Source organism: Roseococcus sp. GW821-FHT12F05, from assembly GCF_058806835.1.
In genome coordinates this window covers 119,301-136,242 of sequence record NZ_JBXAQB010000016.1, presented here as the reverse complement: position 1 = coordinate 136,242, position 16,942 = coordinate 119,301, and the positions used below count along the sequence as shown (strand labels likewise).

Below are 16,942 nucleotides of genomic sequence, written 5' to 3'. Positions count from 1 at the left end.
CATGTCCGAGCAAAGTATCCTTGCGTCCCTGTCGGTGGACCGCGTCCGCGCGGATATCGAGCGCATCACCACCGAGATCCCCTCGCGCCTTGCGGGCTCGGTGAACGGGCGACGCATGGCCGAGTACAGCCGCGACGGGCTGCTGGCCGCCGGCGCCTCGGCCGAGATGCTGGAGTTCCCGGGCCTGGTGAGCTTCCCGGAGCGCGCCGACCTCCTGGTCCTCGCGCCGCGCGAGATCGCCATCGAGGCGAACACGCTCGGCCACAGCGTCGCGACCCTGCCCGAGGGGCTGACCGGCGAGCTGATCGACACCTACACCGGCTCCGAAAAGGAGCTGCTCGCGCAGGACCCGACCGGGAAGATCCTGCTCTCCGAGCTCTCCTACCACCCCGCGCGGCACGAGAAGCAGCGCCTCGCGGCCCTGCACGGCGCCGCCGGCTGCATCATGATGAACTGGGGCCATCCGGAGAACGAGGCATTGCCCTTCGGCTCGGTGAAGCCGGCCTGGGGCAACCCGACGCCGGACACGCTGAAGAGCGAGATGGCCACCCTGCCCTGCATCGGCATCGCGCGCTCGGCCGGGCTCGCGCTGCGGGAGATGATCCAGCAGGGACCCGTGCGCGTGCGGATGCGCGCCAATGTAGAGAATGGCTGGCGCCCCGTGCAGATCACGGTGGGCGAGGTGAAGGCGCCGGCGAGCGAGGATTTCGTGGTCGTCGGCGGCCACCAGGATTCCTGGCCCGGCCCGCAGGCCACCGACAACGCCGCGGGCTCGGCCGTGCTGCTGGAGATGGCGCGCGTCTTCCAGCAGCATCGCGGCGAGCTGCGGCGCGGCCTCGTCTTCGGCTTCTGGACCGGGCACGAGACCGGCACGATGGTCGGCTCCACCTACTACGTGGACCGCCGCTGGGACCGGCTGCGCCGCCATGCCGTCGCCTATCTCCAGGTCGACCAGCCCGGCATCGTCGGGACCACGGCCTGGGACAGCCGCTCCAATTCCGAGCTGCGGCGCTTCCACCAGGCGACCGAGAAGCGGCTGGGCGAGGGTTACGCGCCGGCCTGGCGCCGCGCGGTGCGGACCGGCGATTCCTCCTTCTTCGGCCTCGGCGTGCCGATGATGCAGGGCCAGGGCACCTTCACCGACGCGGAGCTGAAGGCCTCGGCCATGGCGACGCTCGGCTGGTGGCACCACTCCGTCGAGAACACGATCGACAAGCTCGACTGGTCGCGCATGGCGGTGCATCTGCGCATCTATGCCGCCTGGCTCTGGGAGCTGTGCACCGCTGATATCCTGCCCTTCGACTTCACCGCCGTCGCCGGCGAGTTCGCGCAGCGCCTTGCGCAGCTTGCGCCGGCCGGCGCGGAGATCGGCCTGGACGGCGCCGTGGCGCAGGCCGAGGCCTTTCGCGCCGCCGCCGCGCGGCTCGACGAGGCCGCCATCGCCTGGCGCGCGCGCTATGCCGGCGGCCACGCCGATGCTGCCGCGGCCGACCGGCTGAACGCCTGCCTGAAGGGGCTGTCACGGCTGCTCCTGCCGGTCGCCAGCACGAGCAAGGGCGCCTATGCCCACGACCCCTACGGCCTCACCGCGCAGGGCAGCATGCTGCCCTCGCTCTTCGAGCTGCCGCTGCTCGCCGGGCTGCAGGGCGAGGCGCGCTGGACGCTGGAGACGCAGCTCGTCCGCGAGCGCAACCGCGTGGCCGACGCGCTCGGCGACGCCACGGCGCTGATCGATTCCACGCTCGGCGCGCTGGCCTGACCATGACCCCAGGAGGTCCCCACCCATGAGCCGGATCGCCGTCGGCGGCTTCCATCACGAGACCAACTGCTTCGTGAAGCCGGACACCGACTACGCCTACTTCAACATCCAGCGCGACCGCCCGCCGCTGACCCGGGGGCCCGCCGTCTTCGAGCGCCTCGCCGGCTCCACCTTCGCGCTGGCGGGCTTTCTCGCGGAGATGCAGAAGGAGCACGAGCTGCTGCCGCTGCTCTGGACCAGCGGCGGCGCCGGCGGCCTCGTCACCGCCGACGCCTATGAGCGCATCGCCGCCGAGCTGGTCGGCCGGCTCTCCGAGCTCGGCACGGTGGACGCGGTCTATCTCGACCTGCACGGCGCCATGGTCAGCGAGCCCTTCGAGGACGGCGAGGGCGAGCTGCTGCGCCGCGTGCGCGCCGTGGTCGGCCCCACGGTGCCGGTGGTGATCAGCCTCGACTACCACGCCAACGTCACGCCCGAGATGGTCGAGCACTGCGACGCCATGCTCGCCTACCTCACCTACCCGCATGTGGACCGCAACGCGACCGGCCGGCGGGCGGCGAAGGTGATGCGCCAGATCCTCAAGCGCGGCCGCACCACGGCGCGCGCGCTGCGCAAGCTGCCCTTCCTGCTGCCGCTGAACGACCAATGCACGCTGGTGGAGCCCTCGCTTGGCATCGTCACCGGGACGCGCGAGGCGGAGCCGGAGCTGGCCAGCCTCGCCTATCTCGCGGGCTTCCCGCCCTCGGACCTCTACTGGTGCGGCCCTGCCGTCATCGCCCATGGCTGGGACCAGACCGTGGTGGACGAGGCCGCCGACACCCTGCTGCGCGCGGTCGAGACGCAGGAGCCGAACTTCGCCGTGCCGATGGTCTCGCCGGAGGAGGGCGTGGCCCAGGCCCAGGGCCTGGCCCGCCCCGGCCGCAGGCCCGTCGTCATCGCCGATACTCAGGACAATCCCGGCTGCGGCGGCACGGCCGACAGCACCGGCCTGCTGAAGGCGCTCATCGCCGCCAAGGTCGAGGATGCGGTGCTCGGCTTCCTCTGCGACCCCGCCGCGGCCGCCGCGGCGCATGCGGCGGGCGAAGGCGCCACGATCCGCATCGCCCTGGGCGGCCATTCCGGGCCGGAGGGCGTGACGCCGCTGGAGGCCGAGTATCGCGTCGAGCGGCTGGGCACCGGAAAATTCCGCACCACGGGCAAGGTGGTCGGCGGGCGGGACACGGATCTCGGGCCCATGGCGCTGCTGCGGCTGGACGGGGTGCGCATCGTCGTCACCAGCAAGCGCATGCAGGCCTTCGACCAGGCGCCCTTCCAGCATCTCGGCATCGAGCCTGCGCAGGAGCGCATCCTGGCCCTGAAGAGCACCTGCCACTTCCGCGCCGAGTTCGAGCCACTGGCCCAGCAGGTCATCGTGGTGCTGGCGGCTGGCTATTACCTGGCCGACCCCAGCGCCTATCCCTTCGAGCGGCTGCGCCCCGGCGTCAGGCTGAAGCCGCTCGGCAACGTCACCTCCGGGAGAGCCGCATGATCGACCGGAGAATCCTGCTGGGCGCCGGCCTCGCTCTCCCGGGCCTCGCCCGCGCCCAGAGCTTTCCCGACCGCCCGCTCCGGCTGGTTGTGCCCTACACCGCCGGCGGCGGCACCGACGTCGTGGGCCGCGAGATCGCGCGGCACATGGCGGAATTCCTGGGACAGCCCGTCATCGTCGAGAACCGCAGCGGCGCGAACACCGGCGTCGGCGCCGAATACGTCGCGAAGGCGCGGCCCGACGGCTACACGCTCTACTTCGCCGGCGCCTCCAGCCTCGTGGTGCCGCCGCTGGTCTCGCGGCGCTTCCCCGCGAAGCCGGAGGATTTCGCGCCGGTCTCGCTGGTGCTGAAGCAGCCCTACGGCCTCGGCATCACGCCCTCGCTGGCCACCGACCTCGCCGGGCTGGTCGCGCTGATGCGCGAGAAGCCGGACACCTACGGCTTCGGTCACACCGGCACCGGCGGCATCGGTCACCTGATCGGCGAGCGGCTGATGGCCGCGACCGGCACGCGCATGATCTCCGTGCCCTATCGCGGCTTCCAGCAGACCGTGCTCGACGTGATGAGCGGAAGGCTCGCCATGACCTTCGAATCCGTCGCCAACTTCCTGCCCTTCACGCGCGACGGGCAGGTCCGGCTGATCGGCGTCTCCAGCGAGCAGCGCATGCCGCAGCTGCCGGACATCCCGACCTTCGCCGAGGCGGGCTATCCGGACCTCGTCGTGGAATCCTGGCTCGCCGTCTGGGCGCCCGCCGGGACGCCGGCGCCCCTCGTCGCACGGCTCAACGCCGCGGTGGTGGCCGCCGTCGCCAGCCCGGGCTTCCAGGCGCTGGCCGCCGGCCAGGTGCAGCGGCCCGAAAGCAGCACGTCCGAAGCCCTCGCCGCCCTGACCGCGCGCGACGTCGCCGGCTGGCGGCGGGTGGTCGCGCCCCTGAACCTGCAAACGGACTGAGTCGGAGTGAAGCGATGAGTGAACAGAAACGCCGGACCGCCATCGTCACCGGGGCGGCGCGCGGCATCGGCCGGGGCATCGCGCTCGCGTTGGCGCGGCACGGCCTCGACGTCGCGCTCGTCGATCTCCGGGCCGAGCAGGTCGAGGCCACGGCCGGCGAGGCACGGGCGCTCGGCGTGGATGCGGTGGCCATCGTCGCCGACACCTCCGAGTACCAGACGGCGCGCGACCACGTGGCCACGCTGCAGAAGCGCTGGGGCCAGATCGACGTGCTCGTGAACAACGCCGCGGTGGCGCAGCCCAAGCGCATCCTGGAGATCACCGAGGCCGAATGGGACCTGGGCGTCGCGGTGAATCTCAAGGGCTACTTCAACTGGTCGCAGGCGGTGGCGCCGGGGATGCTGGCGGCGGGCGGCGGGCGCATCGTCAACATCTCCTCCGTCTCGGCCCATTCCGGGCCCTCGCCGCATGCCGCGAGCCGCTTCGCCTACAGCGCCACCAAGGCCGGCGTGCTCGGCCTGACCAAGGGCCTTGCGCGCGAGCTCGCGCCGACGATCAGCGTGAACGCCATCTGCCCCGGCCCCATCCTCACCGAGCGCACGGAGGCGAGCTTCGCGCCGCATATGGAGCGGCTGCCGGGCTCGATCCCGCTCGGCCGCCTCGGCACGCCGGAGGACATCGCCGTGGTGGTCGCCTTCCTCGCGACGGCCGAGCCCATGTTCATGACGGGCGAGGTGATCGACGTGGATGGCGGCGCGAACATGAACTAGGGGCGAGGCGGATGGATCTCGATCTGCAGGGGCAGGTGGTGGCGGTCACCGGGGCGGCGGGCGGCATCGGCGGCGCCATCGCGCGGCTCTTCGCCGGGCTGGGCGCGCGCGTCTACGGGACCGACCTCTCGGCCGAGGGGCTGGCCGCGCTCGGCTCTGGCATCAGCACGCATGCGGCGGAGCTGACCGACCGCCGCGCCGTCGCCGCCTGGATCGCCTCCGTGGAGCGCGAGGCCGGGCAGGCCATCGACATCCTCGTGAACAGCGCCGGCGGTTCGCTCGGCCAGGTGCCGCAGCCGGTCGAGGAGGTGCCCGACGCGGACTGGAACCGCATCATGGCCATCAACCTGGACGCCGTCTTCGCGCTGTGCCGGGCCGTGGTGCCGGGCATGAAGAAGGCCGGGCGCGGGCGGATCATCCTGGTGAGCTCGCGCGCCGGCTCCAACGCCTCGCTCCACGGGATCCAGGCCTATACGGCGGCCAAGCACGCGGTGAACGGGCTGGTCCGGCAGCTCGCCGCCGACCTCGGGCCGCATGGCATCACGGTCAACGGCGTGGCGCCGGGCCTCGTCCGCACCACGCCGGCGCGCGACCGGCAATGGGCCAGCTACGGCGAGGCCGGGCAGAAGGCCATGCTGAGCCGCATCGGACTGCGCCGGCTCGGCACGGCCGACGACATCGCCAAGGCCACCGCCTTCCTCGCTTCCGACCTCGCGAGCTTCGTGAACGGCGTCATCATCCCGGTGGACGGCGGCCACAACTGACAGGAGAGATCTTCATGCGCCACAGGATCGGTCGTCGTGCCACGCTGACCGGGCTTTCGTCGGCCGCCTTCGCCGCAAGCCGGGCCCGGGCGCAGGATTACCCCAACCGCCCGATCCGGGTGATCGTGCCCTTCTCGACGGGCGGCAACACGGATGTCGTGGCGCGCGTCATCGCGCCGGGCGTCGCGGAGCGGCTGGGCCAGCCCGTCGTCGTCGAGAACCGCCCGAGCGCCGCGAGCGTGGTCGGGATCGACGCCGTGGCGAAGGCGCGCCCGGACGGCTACACGCTGCTGGTCGTGGACACGACCATGCCCGTCCTGCCCGCGCTGCACCGCGACCTGCCCTTCGACATCTTCCGGGATCTCACGCCCATCAGCTTCGTCGCCGGTGGGCCGACAACCCTGGTGGTTCGCGCCTCGATGCCGGCCCGCACGCTGCAGGACGTGATCGCGCTCGCCAAGGCTTCGCCCGGACGGCTGACCTATGCCACCGGCAGCATCGGCGGCACCGCGCACCTCGCCGCCCTGCTGTTCCAGGAGGAGGCCGGCATCTCCATGACCCACGTGCCCTATGCCGGCGCGGGACAGGCGATGACCGACCTGGTCGGCGGCCACCTGGACATCACCTTCTCCGCGCTCAGCGCCGTCCAGGGCCTGGTCGACGCGGGATCGGTCCGCGCCATCGCGACGAGCGGCGCGGAGCGGCTGCCGGTGGCGCCCAACCTGCCGACCTTCCGGGAATCCGGCCTGCCGGGCGTGGTCGTCTCCGCCCATTGGGGCTTCTACGCGACGGGCGGCACGCCGGCGCCGATCGTCGAGCGGCTCAACGCGGCCTTCGTCGCGGCGGTCCGCGACACGGCGATCCGCGCCGAGCTGGAGCGGCGCGCCTATGTCATCCTGGGCACGACGGCCGCGGAACAGGCGACGATCCTGCGCGAGGAATACGAGAAGTGGGGCGCGGTCATGCGCCGGGCCGGAGCCGCGAGAAACTAGGCCCAAGACGGAACGGCGCTTCGCGATGCGATTTTCCGCATTGCCCGGCGCCGATCCGCTCGCCCCCGGCTGGAGTCCGTTCCCACGGTGAACCTGGAACGAGCAAGGATGCGTCGCGGCTGCCCTGCGCCGGAGCAGACCGGCGGCGGCCAGCGGCACGAGGCGCGCGCGATCCGATAGGCGGGCGTGGCCGATGCCGTCATCCTGTCCGCGGCGCCCAGCCGATCCGGTTCATCGCCGCAGCCACTCACGATGACGAAGCCCTCGCGCCCCGCTTGAGCCGCCCCAGGAGACCAGCAGATGGACGTCGCCCTGTTTCACCTGATGTCGCTGAACAACGATCGCGAGATTCCCGCGGGCGTCTTCTCGATGGTGTCGGACATGGTGCAGGCTGCGGAGGATCTCGGCTTCGATGGCTCCTGGTTCGCCGAGCATCATTTCAGCAGCGCCTCCGTCTGCGCGTCGCCGCTGATGGTGGCGGCGCATTGCGCCGCGCGGACGAAGCGGATCAAGCTGGGCTCGGCCGTCGTGGCGCTGCCCCTGTACCATCCGCTGCGCGTCGTCCAGGAGATCGGCATGCTGGATGCGATGAGCGGCGGCCGCGTGCTGCTCGGCCTCGCGACCGGCCATCAGCCGCACGAGTACCGCTCCTACGGCATCCCGCTCGCCGACCGGTCCGGCCTGATGAACGAGGGCTGGGACATCCTCGAGCAGGGACTCGTGAACGGCGTGGTGGCCTATCAGGGCCGGCACTACCAGATCCCGGAAACCCATATCACGATCCGGACCGGCCGGATGCCGCCGCTGTTCCTGGCCGGCAGCGACGACCAGCTGATGCGGCGGACGGTGCGTTCAGGCGGCACGCTGCTGGTGAGCGCGGCGCTCAGGACGCCCGAGCAGCTCGTCCCCACGCGGGACGCGCTGTTGCGGCTCATCGAGGAGGAGCTGCCAGGGGGATCGCGCAGGCCGATCTGCGTTCAGCGCCATCTCTTCATTACCGAGGATCCCGCGGAGGCGCGCTTGGCCGCGGAGATGCTGCTTCGCTTCAACCGCGTCACGGCAGCGCTGCGAGGCGCCGCTCCCCGGCGCAACGGCGTCATGATCGAGCCCGTGCCTTTCCCGGGCGAGCCCACGGTGGACTGGATCCTGGAGAATCTTCCGATCGGTCCGGCGGAGAAGGTGCTGAGCTTCCTGCGGCGCGATATCGAGGTGATGCGCCCGACGCATCTCAGCGTGTACATGGGCTTCACGGGCCTTCCGATCTCGCGGACCATGAAGTCCCTGTCCATCTTCGGCGAGCACGTGCTTCCGGAGCTTCAGCGCATCGGGACGTCGGTCGAGGCCTGACGGCGCGTCGATCGGCAAGGGTTCGGAGCCCCCGCGGACTATTCCATCCGGATGCCGCTGGTCCGGACCACGTTGCCCCAGCGCTCGAAATCCTCCCGCACGAAGGGTGGAAAATCCGCCCGTCCCATCGGCGCCGCCTCCATGCCGAGGCTGTGCAGGCGCTCCCGGACTTCAGGCGCGCGGAAGCCGCGGGTGACCGCATCGGCGATCTGCACCAGGATCGGCTCCGGCGTGCCCTTCGCCGCCTGCACGCCCCACCACACCATGACGGAAAAGCCCGGCAGGCCCGCCGCCTCGGCCACGGTCGGAAGCTCCGGCGCCGTGTACCAGCGCTCCGGACTGGTGACCGCCAGGACCCTGGCCCGTCCGGCAGCGACGGCCTGCGCATAGGGCGCGAGGTTGTCGTGCACGACATCCAGCCGGCCACCCAGCAGATCCGTCAGCAGCGGCCCGGTGCCGCGATAGGGGACGTGCTGCATGGAGATGCCGGCGCTGGCGTTGAAGTACTCCCCTGCGAGATGCCCCGAGGAGCCGTTTCCAGGACTACCGTAGGAGACGGCCCCCGGCCGCGCCTTGGCCATGGCGATGAGCTCGGCCAGGTTCGCGGCCGGCAGGTCGGCACGCACGATGACCGCGTTCGTCGTGTAGGAGACACGCACGACATGCTCGAAGTCCCGCAGCGCATCGAAGGTCAGCCGGTAGAGATGCGGGCCCATGACGGCGGTGCTGCTGCTCGCGACCAGCAGGGTGTATCCGTCGGGCGCCGATCGCGCCACCGCCTCGGCGCCGACCTGCCCGCCCGCGCCCCCGCGATTGTCCACCACGACGGGCTGCGAGATTCCGGCGGCGAGGGCCTGCCCGATCGTCCGCCCGACCGCGTCGGTCGATCCGCCCGGCGGCCATGGCACGATGAGTCGAAGCGGCCGGTTGGGCCAGCTTCCCGACTGTGCGCGGAGGACCGAGGGCGCCGCGACGAAGGGCAGCGAATTCAGCAGAGCGCGACGTGTCGGTGACATGCGGGCCTCTCGGGAAATGCCCGGGATTCTCAGCAATTCTCATGCCATGCGGGCGGCATGCGCGGACCGACTTTTGCGCCTCGAGGCCTGGAACCGATGGCCGGGGCACAATCGCGCCGGCCGCCTGGAACCGCAGGCGCCAACGGCGGTCGGATTCCCCTGTCCTCGCATGATCCCGGCTGATACGCTCCCGGCAACGCGCCCCGGCAACGATCGGGCGCCGCGACACCACGATGTCGCCCCCCAGGGACAGGAGAGACGAGATGGCGAAGCTCAACGTCAACGGACGCGTCGTCGAGGTCGAGGCCGAAGAGGACACGCCCCTGCTCTGGGCGCTCCGCGAGCAGCTCGGCCTGACCGGCACGAAATACGGCTGCGGCATCGCGCAATGCGGCGCCTGCACCGTGCATGTGGACGGCATGGCGATGCGCGCCTGCGCGCAGCCCGTCTCCGCCTTCGACGAGACCCAGAAGATCGTTACCATTGAGGGTCTCTCGCCCGACAGCAGCCACCCGATCCAGCAGGCCTGGCTCGCGCTCGACGTGCCGCAGTGCGGCTTCTGCCAGTCGGGGATGATCATGGCCGCAGCGGCCCTGCTCGCCGCGACGCCGCGGCCGACAGAGGCTCAGATCCGCGAGGAGGTCACGAACATCTGTCGCTGCGGCACCTTCAACCGGGTCATCGCGGGCATCCAGCGCGCGGCGGCCGGCACGGCCACGGCCGGTTGAGGGAGGGAGCCATGAACGCCATCAGCCGGCCCAGCCGCCGCAGCCTTCTCGCCAGCGCCTCCGCGGCGCTCGGCGCCTTCACCTTCGGCTTCCGCATCCCGCTGCCGTCAGAGGCCGCGGCCCAGCCGTTGCCGACCACGCCCGAGGTCAATGCCTGGGTCGTGGTGAAGCCCGACGATACGGTCGTGATCCGCATCGCCCGCTCCGAGATGGGCCAGGGGACGCTGACCGGCCTCGCCCAGCTCGTCGCCGAGGAGCTGGAATGCGACTGGGCCAAGGTCACCACCGAATACCCGACGCCGGGCCAGAACCTCGCGCGCGGCCGGGTCTGGGGGAACATGTCCACCGGCGGCAGCCGCGGCATCCGCGAGAGCAACGACTACGTCCGCAGGGGCGGCGCGGCCGCGCGCATGATGCTCGTGCAGGCGGCGGCCAATGCCTGGTCCGTGCCGGCCGGCGAGTGCCGTGCGGCGGCCAGCGTCATCACCCATGCGCCGACGGGCCGCACCGTCACCTACGGCCAGGTGGCCGAGGCGGCCGGGCGGCTGCCCGTGCCCACCGAGGTGCCGCTGAAGAATCCGGCGGACTGGAAGCTGGCGGGCCGCCCCGTGCCGCGGCTCGACACGGCGGCCAAGCTCAACGGCAGCCAGGTCTACGGCATGGACCTGCAGCTGCCGGGCATGCTGAACGCCGCGATCCACGCCTGCCCGGTCTTCGGCGGCAAGGTGCGGAGCGTCGATTCCGCCGCGGCCGAGCGCATGCCCGGCGTGAAGCGCGTGCTGCGCGTGGGCGACTACGCGGTCGCCGTCGTGGCCGACACCTGGTGGCGCGCCAAGACCGCGCTCGACGCCGTCACCATCACCTGGGACGAGGGCGAGCACGCGGCCGCCTCCTCCGCCGGCTTCGCGGAGGTGATGAAGGCCGCGCTCGACGCGCCGCAGGCCGCCGTCGGCAACCGCGCCGGCGATGCCGCCGCGGCCATTGCCGCGGCGCCGCGCAAGGTCGAGGCCGTCTACTCCTACCCGCATCAGAACCACGCCTGCATGGAGGTGATGAACGCCACCGCCGTCTGGACGCCGGAGCGCTGCGAGGTCTGGACGCCCACCCAGAACGGCGAGGCCGCGCACGCCGCCGCCGCCGAGGCCGCCGGCCTGCCGCCGGCGCGCTGCGAGGTGCACAAGATCCATCTCGGCGGCGGCTTCGGCCGGCGCGGCGCGGTGCACGACTGGGTGCGCCAGGTGGTGGATATCGCCAAGCAGATGCCGGGCACGCCGGTGAAGCTCATCTGGTCGCGCGAGGAGGACATGCTGCAGGGCCGGTTCCACCCGGTCACCATGTGCAAGCTGACCGCCGGCCTGGACGCGCAGGGGAATCTGACGGGGATGCACATGCGCATCGCCGGGCAGTCCATCGTCGCCGGCATCTTTCCCCAGAACATCCGCGACGGACGCGATCCCGTCGTCTTCCAAGGGCTGAACGCCAGCAGCAACGAGGCCGATATCGGCTACGGCATCCCGAACCTGCTGATCGACCACGCCATGCGCAACCCGCATGTGCCGCCGGGCTTCTGGCGCGGGGTGAACCTGAACCAGAACACCATCTACCTCGAATGCTTCATGGACGAGCTGGCGCATGCGGCGGGCAAGGATCCGCTGGAGTTTCGCCGCGCGCTGATGGCGAACCATCCCAAGCACCTCGCCGTGCTCAACGCCGTCGCCGAGCGCGCCGGCTGGGGCACGCCGGCGGCTGATGTGGACGGGCAGAAGGTGTTCCGCGGCCTGGCGCAGACGCACGGCTTCGGGAGCTATGTCGCGGCCTGCGCCGAGGTCTCGGTGACGGATGGCGGCGTGCTGAAGATCCACCGCATCGTGGCCGCGACCGACCCGGGCTATGCCGTGAACCCGCAGCAGATCGCGGCCCAGGTGGAGGGCTCCTTCGTCTACGGGCTCTCGGCCGCGCTCTACGGCGAGTGCACGGTGAAGGACGGCCGCATCGAGCAGACCAACTTCGACAGCTACCAGGTGCTGCGGATGGATGAGATGCCGAAGGTGGAGACGATCGTGGCGCCCACCGGCGGCTTCTGGGGCGGGGTGGGCGAGCCGACCATCGCGGTGGCCGCGCCGGCCGTGCTCAACGCGATCTTCGCGGCGACCGGCAAGCGGGTGCGCGAGATTCCGCTGAAGAATACGAGCCTGCGCCGGACGTGACGGCGATGGCGCCACGCCTGGCGCTGTTGCTGGTCCTGGCGATGCCGGCATTCGCCGAGGAGGCGCCTCCGGGTGCCTCATCCTGCCTCGGCTGCCACTCGCCGACGCGGGCGGGGGCGGCGATCCCTCCGCTGCGCGGACGCGACCCGGCGGAGGTCGCGACGCTGCTGCGCGCCTTCCGCGAGGGGACGGTCCCGGCCACCGTCATGGACCGTCTCGCGCGTGGCTTCAGCGAGGCGGAAAGCCGTGCCATCGCCGAATGGGTGGTGCGGTGAGGATTCCGCGACGCGTCCTGGTGGGGCTGCTCTCGGCGCCCGCGCTGGCGCAGGCGGCGCCGGCCGTCGTGGTGATCGGCGGCGGCTTCGGCGGGGCGAGCTGCGCGCGGGCGCTGCGGCGGAACGGACTGGCCGTCACGCTGGTCGAGCCCAACGCCACCTACACGTCCTGCCCCTTCAGCAACGCCGTCATCGCCGGGCTGCGGCCGATGGAGCGGCAGCGCTTCGGCTACGATGTGCTGCGGACGCAGGGCATCAGCGTCGTGCATCAGGCCGCCACGGGCATCGACGCCTCCGCACGCCGCGTCACGCTCGCCGACGGGAGCGTGCTGTCCTACGATCGCCTGGTCCTCTCGCCCGGCATCGCCCTGCGCTTCGACGCGCTCGCCGGCTACGACGAGGCCGCCGCGGCGGCGCTGCCGCATGCCTGGCAGGCCGGCGCGCAGACGGAGTTGCTGCGCGCGCAGCTGGAGGCGATGGAGGACGGCGGCACCGTCGTCATGGCCGTGCCGGCCAACCCCTATCGCTGCCCGCCCGGCCCTTACGAGCGCGCCAGCCTGATCGCGCATTACCTCAAGACGCGGAAGCCCCGCTCGAAACTCATCGTGCTCGACGCGAAGGATGCCTTCTCCAAGCAGCGGCTCTTCGAGGCGGCCTGGGCCGCGCTCTATCCGGGATTGCTAGAATACGTGCCGCTCTCCGGCGGCGGGCGCGTCACCGGCGTGGACGTGGCTAGGCGCGAGGTCGTTACGGAATTCGGCAATCACGCCGGCGCTGTGGTCAACGTCATCCCGCCGCAGCGCGCCGGCGCCATCGCGCAGCTCGCGCGCGCGGCGGACCGCTCCGGCTGGTGCCCCATCGACCCCACCAGCTTCGAATCCCGCCTGCTGCCGAACGTGCATGTGATCGGCGACGCCTGCATCGCCGGCGCCATGCCGAAATCCGCCTTCGCCGCCAATGCCCAGGCGCGCGTCTGCGCCGATGCGATCGCGCGGCTGCTGCGCGGCACGCCGGTGCCCGAGCCGCGGCTGCTCAACACCTGCTACAGCCTTGTGGCACCGGGCTACGGCATCTCCGTCGCCGGCGTGTACCGGCCGGCGGAGGGTGTGCTAGCCGACATCCCCGGCGCCGGCGGCACCAGCCCGCTGGACGCGCCCGCCTCCTTCCGCGAGGCCGAGGCCGGCTATGCCGAGGACTGGTTCGAGACGATCACCGCCGATGCCTTCGGCTAGACTTTTCGGCGTGCTGCTGATGCTGGCGTCGCCAGCCTCCGCCCAGGAGGTCGCCCCATTGACCAGCCAGCCCGGCGACGCCGCCCGCGGTCGCGCCATCGTCGCCGACCGGCAGCGCGGTCTTTGCCTGCTCTGCCACACGGCGCCCATCCCCGAGGAACGCTTCCAGGGCAACCTGGCCCCCGATCTCTCCGGCGCGGGGAGCCGCTGGACCGAAGGTCAGCTCCGCCTGCGCATCATGGACAGCCGCCGCTTGAACCCGGACAGCATCATGCCCTCCTACTACCGCACCGAGGGACTTCACCGCGTCGGCCCCGCCTTCCAGGGACGAACGGTGCTGAGCGCGGAGGAGATCGAGGACGTCGTGGCCTATCTGACGACCCTGCGCGACGAGCCGGCGCGATGACCCCACGCCGCCTGCTGCTCGCCACCCCTGCGCTGCTGCTCCTCCCGCGCGGCGCCGGCGCCTCGCCGGAGGCCATGGCCGAGGCTGTCAGGGGCTTCACCGGCGGCGCCGAGGTCCGGCCCGGCCGGGTGGCGATGGACATCTCGCCGCTCGTCGAGAACGGCAACACCGTCCCGCTCTCGGTCATCGTGGACAGCCCGATGACCGAGGAGGACCACGTCCGCGCCATCGCTGTCTTCAACGAGCGCAACCCGCAGCCGCATGTCATCACCGTGCGCATCGGCCCGCGCTCCGGGCGCGCGATCCTGGCCACGCATATCCGCCTCGCCACCTCGCAGTATCTGCTGGCCGTGGCACAGCTGTCCGACGGCAGCTTCTGGTCCGACCGCGCGCAGGTGGTCGTCACCCTCGCCGCCTGCGTGGAGGGCTGATCCGTGGCGCGCGTCCTGCTCAACATCCCCCCCAGCGCGAAGCCGGGCGAGGTCGTCACCATCCGCACGCTCATCCAGCACACGATGGAGACCGGCTACCGCCCCGGCGCCGACGGCGAGGTGCTGCCGCGCGATATCATCCGCCGCTTCACCGCGAGTTATGACGGCACCGAGGTCTTCGCCGCCGAGCTCTCGCCGGCCATCGCCGCCAATCCCTTCCTGTCCTTCACCCTGGTCGCGACTGTGACGGCCCCGCTCGTGCTGCGCTGGCAGGGCGACAACGGCTTCGACCAGACCGAGACGCGCGAGATCGCGGTGGCGCCGTGAGGCGCTTGCTCGCGCTTCTGGCTGCGCTTGGCCTGCCCGCAGCCGCCCAGGAGCGCCGCTCCGGCTTCGAGGACATGTCGCGCGAAAGCCAGGCGATGCAGCGGGACGACACCGCCAATCCCGGCATGCTCTGGGTGCTGGAGGGGGAGGCGCTATGGAACCGCCCTGCCGGCCCTGCCGGCCCTGCCGGCCAGTCCTGCGCCAGCTGTCACGGTAATGCCGAGGTCTCCATGCGCGGCGTCGCCGCCCGTTACCCGGCCTGGGACGAGGCCAGCGGCGCTCCGATCGACCTCGCCGGCCGCATCATGCACAGCCGCGCGATCCGCCAGGGCGCCCCACCACTGGCGCGCGAGAGCGAGACGCTGCTCGCGCTCACCGCCTATGTCGCGCATCAGTCGCGGGGACAGCCGATCAGCCCACCCGCCGACCCGCGCCTGCTCGCCGCCCGCGAGCACGGCCGCGCGCTCTATGCCGAGCGGCGCGGCCAGCTCGACCTCTCCTGCGCGCAGTGCCACGACGACAATGCCGGCCGCCGGCTGGCCGGCAGCACCATCCCGCAGGGACATCCGACGGGATATCCGCTCTACCGCCTCGAATGGCAGTCGCTGGGCTCGCTGCAGCGCCGGCTGCGCGGCTGCATGACGGGCGTGCGCGCGGAGCCTTATGCCTATGGCGCGGCGGAGTATATCGAGATCGAGCTCTACCTGGCGCAGCGCGCCGCGGGCATGCCGATCGAGACGCCCGCCGTGCGGCCCTGACAGCGCTGCCGGGCTGACCTCGATCAGGGCACACGCCATGGCGACGCACCAGCCTGACGGGATGATCGACCCTACCGCCCCTCATTTCCGCGCCCTGCTCGCGCTCGCCGAGGCGCGCGTCCCGCGCTACACGAGCTACCCCACGGCCGCGCAGTTCGGCCCGATCGAGGAGGCGGACTGGCGCGGCTGGCTGCGCGAGGGCATCGGCCCCGCCGATCCGCTGTCGCTCTACGTCCACGTGCCCTTCTGCCGCGACCTCTGCTGGTATTGCGCCTGCCACGCCAAGGCGACGCGCTCGGCGGAACGCATCCGCGCCTACACGAAGGCCCTGCTGGCGGAAGCCGCGCTCCTGGCCGAGGCCGTGCCGGTGCATGGCGGCATCGCCCATCTGCACCTGGGCGGAGGCACGCCCTCCATCCTCGGCGCCGAGGGCCTCGCGAGCCTGATGCAGGCGCTCCGTCGCCGGTTCGGCCTGCGCCCAGGCGCCGAACTCGCCATCGAGCTGGACCCGCGCACCCTGGACGAGCCCGCCGTCGAGGCGCTGGGCGCGCTCGCCTTCACCCGCGCGAGCCTCGGCGTGCAGGACATCGACCCGTCCGTACAGGCCCGCATCGGCCGGCCGCAGCCCGCAGTGCTCGTGGAGACGGCAGTGGAGCGCCTGCGCCGCGCCGGCATCGGCGCCATCAACATCGACCTGATGTACGGCCTGCCCGGCCAGACCGCCGCCCATGTGGCGGCGAGTGCCCGCTTCGCCGCCTCGCTCGGCGCCGACCGGATCGCGGTCTTCGGCTACGCGCACGTCCCCTGGATGAAGCCGCAGCAGAAGGCCATCGACACGGCCGCACTGCCGGACACCCTCGCCCGGCTGGAACAGGCCGAGGCGGCGGAGGCCGCGTTGGTCAAGGCAGGCTATCTCGCCCTCGGGCTGGACCACTTCGCCCGCCCCGGCGATCCCCTGGCCTTGGCCGCCGCCGAGGGCCGGCTGCGCCGCAACTTCCAGGGCTACACGACGGACACCGCGCCGGCGCTGCTGGGCCTCGGCGCCTCGGCGATCGGCGCCCTGCCCGGCGGCTTCGCGCAGAACCTGGTGGACGAGCGGCGCTGGGCCGAGGCGATCGCCGAGGGCCGGCTGCCCATCGCCCGCGGCGTGGCCGCGACGCCGGACGACCGGCTGCGCGCGAGACTCATCGAGCGCCTGATGTGCGACTTCGCGCTCGACCTTCGCGCGGCCCCGCCGGAGATCCAGGCCATCCTCGCCGACGCCCCGATGGACGGGCTGGAACAGGAAGGGCTGATCCGGCGCGACGGCATGCAGCTCGCCGTCACGCCGGCGGGGCGCCGCTTCGTGCGGCAGGCGGCGGCCTGCTTCGACGCCTATCTGGCGCCCTCGGCGGCGAGACATTCCGCCGCCGTCTGAGGGAGAGCGGGGGGCCTTTGAGCCCCTGGAAC

17 protein-coding genes are annotated in these 16,942 nt (G+C 72.0%); 16 read left to right on the top strand and 1 reads right to left on the bottom strand.

Features of this window, described 5'->3' with window-relative positions; all coding sequences use genetic code 11:
• Position 1: 1 nt before the first annotated feature.
• From AC1ROY_RS28290 to AC1ROY_RS28260, 7 genes are all read left to right on the top strand, one after another.
• Positions 2–1,759 (top strand): M28 family peptidase, encoded by a 1,758-nt coding sequence (locus tag AC1ROY_RS28290; protein WP_493152276.1) that lies wholly within the window; start codon positions 2–4, stop codon positions 1,757–1,759.
• Positions 1,760–1,784: 25 nt separating this feature from the next.
• Positions 1,785–3,287: a M81 family metallopeptidase gene (locus tag AC1ROY_RS28285; protein WP_493152275.1), complete on the top strand. Its 1,503-nt coding sequence runs from the start codon at positions 1,785–1,787 to the stop codon at positions 3,285–3,287.
• Complete coding sequence (locus AC1ROY_RS28280; protein ID WP_493152274.1) at positions 3,284–4,240, top strand: Bug family tripartite tricarboxylate transporter substrate binding protein; 957 nt, start codon at positions 3,284–3,286, stop codon at positions 4,238–4,240. Before AC1ROY_RS28285 ends, AC1ROY_RS28280 begins: the two co-directional genes overlap by 4 nt.
• Positions 4,241–4,254: 14 nt before the next feature.
• Complete coding sequence (locus AC1ROY_RS28275) at positions 4,255–5,010, top strand: SDR family NAD(P)-dependent oxidoreductase (RefSeq protein ID WP_493152273.1); 756 nt, start codon at positions 4,255–4,257, stop codon at positions 5,008–5,010.
• An 11-nt stretch (positions 5,011–5,021) separates the two neighbouring features.
• Positions 5,022–5,774, top strand: a complete 753-nt coding sequence (locus tag AC1ROY_RS28270; protein ID WP_493152272.1) for an SDR family NAD(P)-dependent oxidoreductase — start codon at positions 5,022–5,024, stop codon at positions 5,772–5,774.
• Between the two features lie 14 nt (positions 5,775–5,788).
• Entirely contained in the window at positions 5,789–6,766 is a 978-nt protein-coding gene (locus AC1ROY_RS28265) for a Bug family tripartite tricarboxylate transporter substrate binding protein (RefSeq protein ID WP_493152271.1), read from the top strand.
• A 300-nt stretch (positions 6,767–7,066) separates the two neighbouring features.
• A complete protein-coding gene (locus AC1ROY_RS28260) occupies positions 7,067–8,113 on the top strand; it encodes an LLM class flavin-dependent oxidoreductase (RefSeq protein WP_493152270.1) in 1,047 nt (348 codons plus the stop codon).
• Positions 8,114–8,151: 38 nt separating this feature from the next.
• Here AC1ROY_RS28260 and AC1ROY_RS28255 read toward each other — a convergent pair whose 3' ends face one another.
• The gene (locus AC1ROY_RS28255) at positions 8,152–9,129 is read right to left on the bottom strand and encodes a Bug family tripartite tricarboxylate transporter substrate binding protein (RefSeq protein WP_493152269.1); all 978 of its coding nucleotides are present in this window, start codon (positions 9,127–9,129) and stop codon (positions 8,152–8,154) included.
• A 263-nt stretch (positions 9,130–9,392) separates the two neighbouring features.
• On the opposite strand from AC1ROY_RS28255, the gene AC1ROY_RS28250 reads away from it, so the two are divergent.
• From AC1ROY_RS28250 to hemN, 9 genes are read left to right on the top strand one after another with little or no spacing between them, the layout of a single operon-like run.
• A complete protein-coding gene (locus AC1ROY_RS28250; RefSeq protein WP_493152268.1) occupies positions 9,393–9,857 on the top strand; it encodes a (2Fe-2S)-binding protein in 465 nt (154 codons plus the stop codon).
• A gap of 11 nt (positions 9,858–9,868) precedes the next feature.
• Positions 9,869–12,064 (top strand): xanthine dehydrogenase family protein molybdopterin-binding subunit, encoded by a 2,196-nt coding sequence (locus AC1ROY_RS28245; protein ID WP_493152267.1) that lies wholly within the window; start codon positions 9,869–9,871, stop codon positions 12,062–12,064.
• A gap of 5 nt (positions 12,065–12,069) precedes the next feature.
• Positions 12,070–12,339 (top strand): c-type cytochrome, encoded by a 270-nt coding sequence (locus AC1ROY_RS28240; RefSeq protein ID WP_493152266.1) that lies wholly within the window; start codon positions 12,070–12,072, stop codon positions 12,337–12,339.
• Positions 12,336–13,571 (top strand): FCSD flavin-binding domain-containing protein, encoded by a 1,236-nt coding sequence (locus tag AC1ROY_RS28235; protein WP_493152265.1) that lies wholly within the window; start codon positions 12,336–12,338, stop codon positions 13,569–13,571. The genes AC1ROY_RS28240 and AC1ROY_RS28235 overlap by 4 nt, the downstream gene beginning before the upstream one ends.
• Before the next feature lie 58 nt (positions 13,572–13,629).
• Positions 13,630–13,977, top strand: a complete 348-nt coding sequence (gene soxX / locus AC1ROY_RS28230) for a sulfur oxidation c-type cytochrome SoxX (protein ID WP_493152264.1) — start codon at positions 13,630–13,632, stop codon at positions 13,975–13,977.
• Positions 13,974–14,408, top strand: coding sequence for a SoxY-related AACIE arm protein (locus AC1ROY_RS28225; protein ID WP_493152263.1), 435 nt, complete (start codon positions 13,974–13,976; stop codon positions 14,406–14,408). Before soxX ends, AC1ROY_RS28225 begins: the two co-directional genes overlap by 4 nt.
• A gap of 3 nt (positions 14,409–14,411) precedes the next feature.
• The gene (locus tag AC1ROY_RS28220) at positions 14,412–14,735 is read left to right on the top strand and encodes a thiosulfate oxidation carrier complex protein SoxZ (RefSeq protein ID WP_493152262.1); all 324 of its coding nucleotides are present in this window, start codon (positions 14,412–14,414) and stop codon (positions 14,733–14,735) included.
• Positions 14,732–15,493, top strand: a complete 762-nt coding sequence (gene soxA, locus AC1ROY_RS28215) for a sulfur oxidation c-type cytochrome SoxA (RefSeq protein ID WP_493152261.1) — start codon at positions 14,732–14,734, stop codon at positions 15,491–15,493. Before AC1ROY_RS28220 ends, soxA begins: the two co-directional genes overlap by 4 nt.
• A gap of 37 nt (positions 15,494–15,530) precedes the next feature.
• Complete coding sequence (hemN, locus tag AC1ROY_RS28210) at positions 15,531–16,910, top strand: oxygen-independent coproporphyrinogen III oxidase (protein WP_493152260.1); 1,380 nt, start codon at positions 15,531–15,533, stop codon at positions 16,908–16,910.
• The last annotated feature ends 32 nt before the right edge of the window (positions 16,911–16,942 follow it).

Excerpts from the sequence above, each read along its gene's own strand:
- AC1ROY_RS28290 (WP_493152276.1), top strand. The coding sequence starts at position 2 with ATGTCCGAGCAAAGTATCCTTGCGTCCCTGTCGGTGGACCGCGTCCGC.
- AC1ROY_RS28245 (WP_493152267.1), top strand. The coding sequence starts at position 9,869 with ATGAACGCCATCAGCCGGCCCAGCCGCCGCAGCCTTCTCGCCAGCGCC.
- AC1ROY_RS28275 (WP_493152273.1), top strand. The coding sequence starts at position 4,255 with ATGAGTGAACAGAAACGCCGGACCGCCATCGTCACCGGGGCGGCGCGC.
- AC1ROY_RS28270 (WP_493152272.1), top strand. The coding sequence starts at position 5,022 with ATGGATCTCGATCTGCAGGGGCAGGTGGTGGCGGTCACCGGGGCGGCG.
- AC1ROY_RS28225 (WP_493152263.1), top strand. The coding sequence starts at position 13,974 with ATGACCCCACGCCGCCTGCTGCTCGCCACCCCTGCGCTGCTGCTCCTC.
- AC1ROY_RS28285 (WP_493152275.1), top strand. The coding sequence starts at position 1,785 with ATGAGCCGGATCGCCGTCGGCGGCTTCCATCACGAGACCAACTGCTTC.
- AC1ROY_RS28250 (WP_493152268.1), top strand. The coding sequence starts at position 9,393 with ATGGCGAAGCTCAACGTCAACGGACGCGTCGTCGAGGTCGAGGCCGAA.
- AC1ROY_RS28260 (WP_493152270.1), top strand. The coding sequence starts at position 7,067 with ATGGACGTCGCCCTGTTTCACCTGATGTCGCTGAACAACGATCGCGAG.
- AC1ROY_RS28255 (WP_493152269.1), bottom strand. The coding sequence starts at position 9,129 with ATGTCACCGACACGTCGCGCTCTGCTGAATTCGCTGCCCTTCGTCGCG.
- AC1ROY_RS28265 (WP_493152271.1), top strand. The coding sequence starts at position 5,789 with ATGCGCCACAGGATCGGTCGTCGTGCCACGCTGACCGGGCTTTCGTCG.
- AC1ROY_RS28280 (WP_493152274.1), top strand. The coding sequence starts at position 3,284 with ATGATCGACCGGAGAATCCTGCTGGGCGCCGGCCTCGCTCTCCCGGGC.
- hemN (WP_493152260.1), top strand. The coding sequence starts at position 15,531 with ATGGCGACGCACCAGCCTGACGGGATGATCGACCCTACCGCCCCTCAT.
- AC1ROY_RS28240 (WP_493152266.1), top strand. The coding sequence starts at position 12,070 with ATGGCGCCACGCCTGGCGCTGTTGCTGGTCCTGGCGATGCCGGCATTC.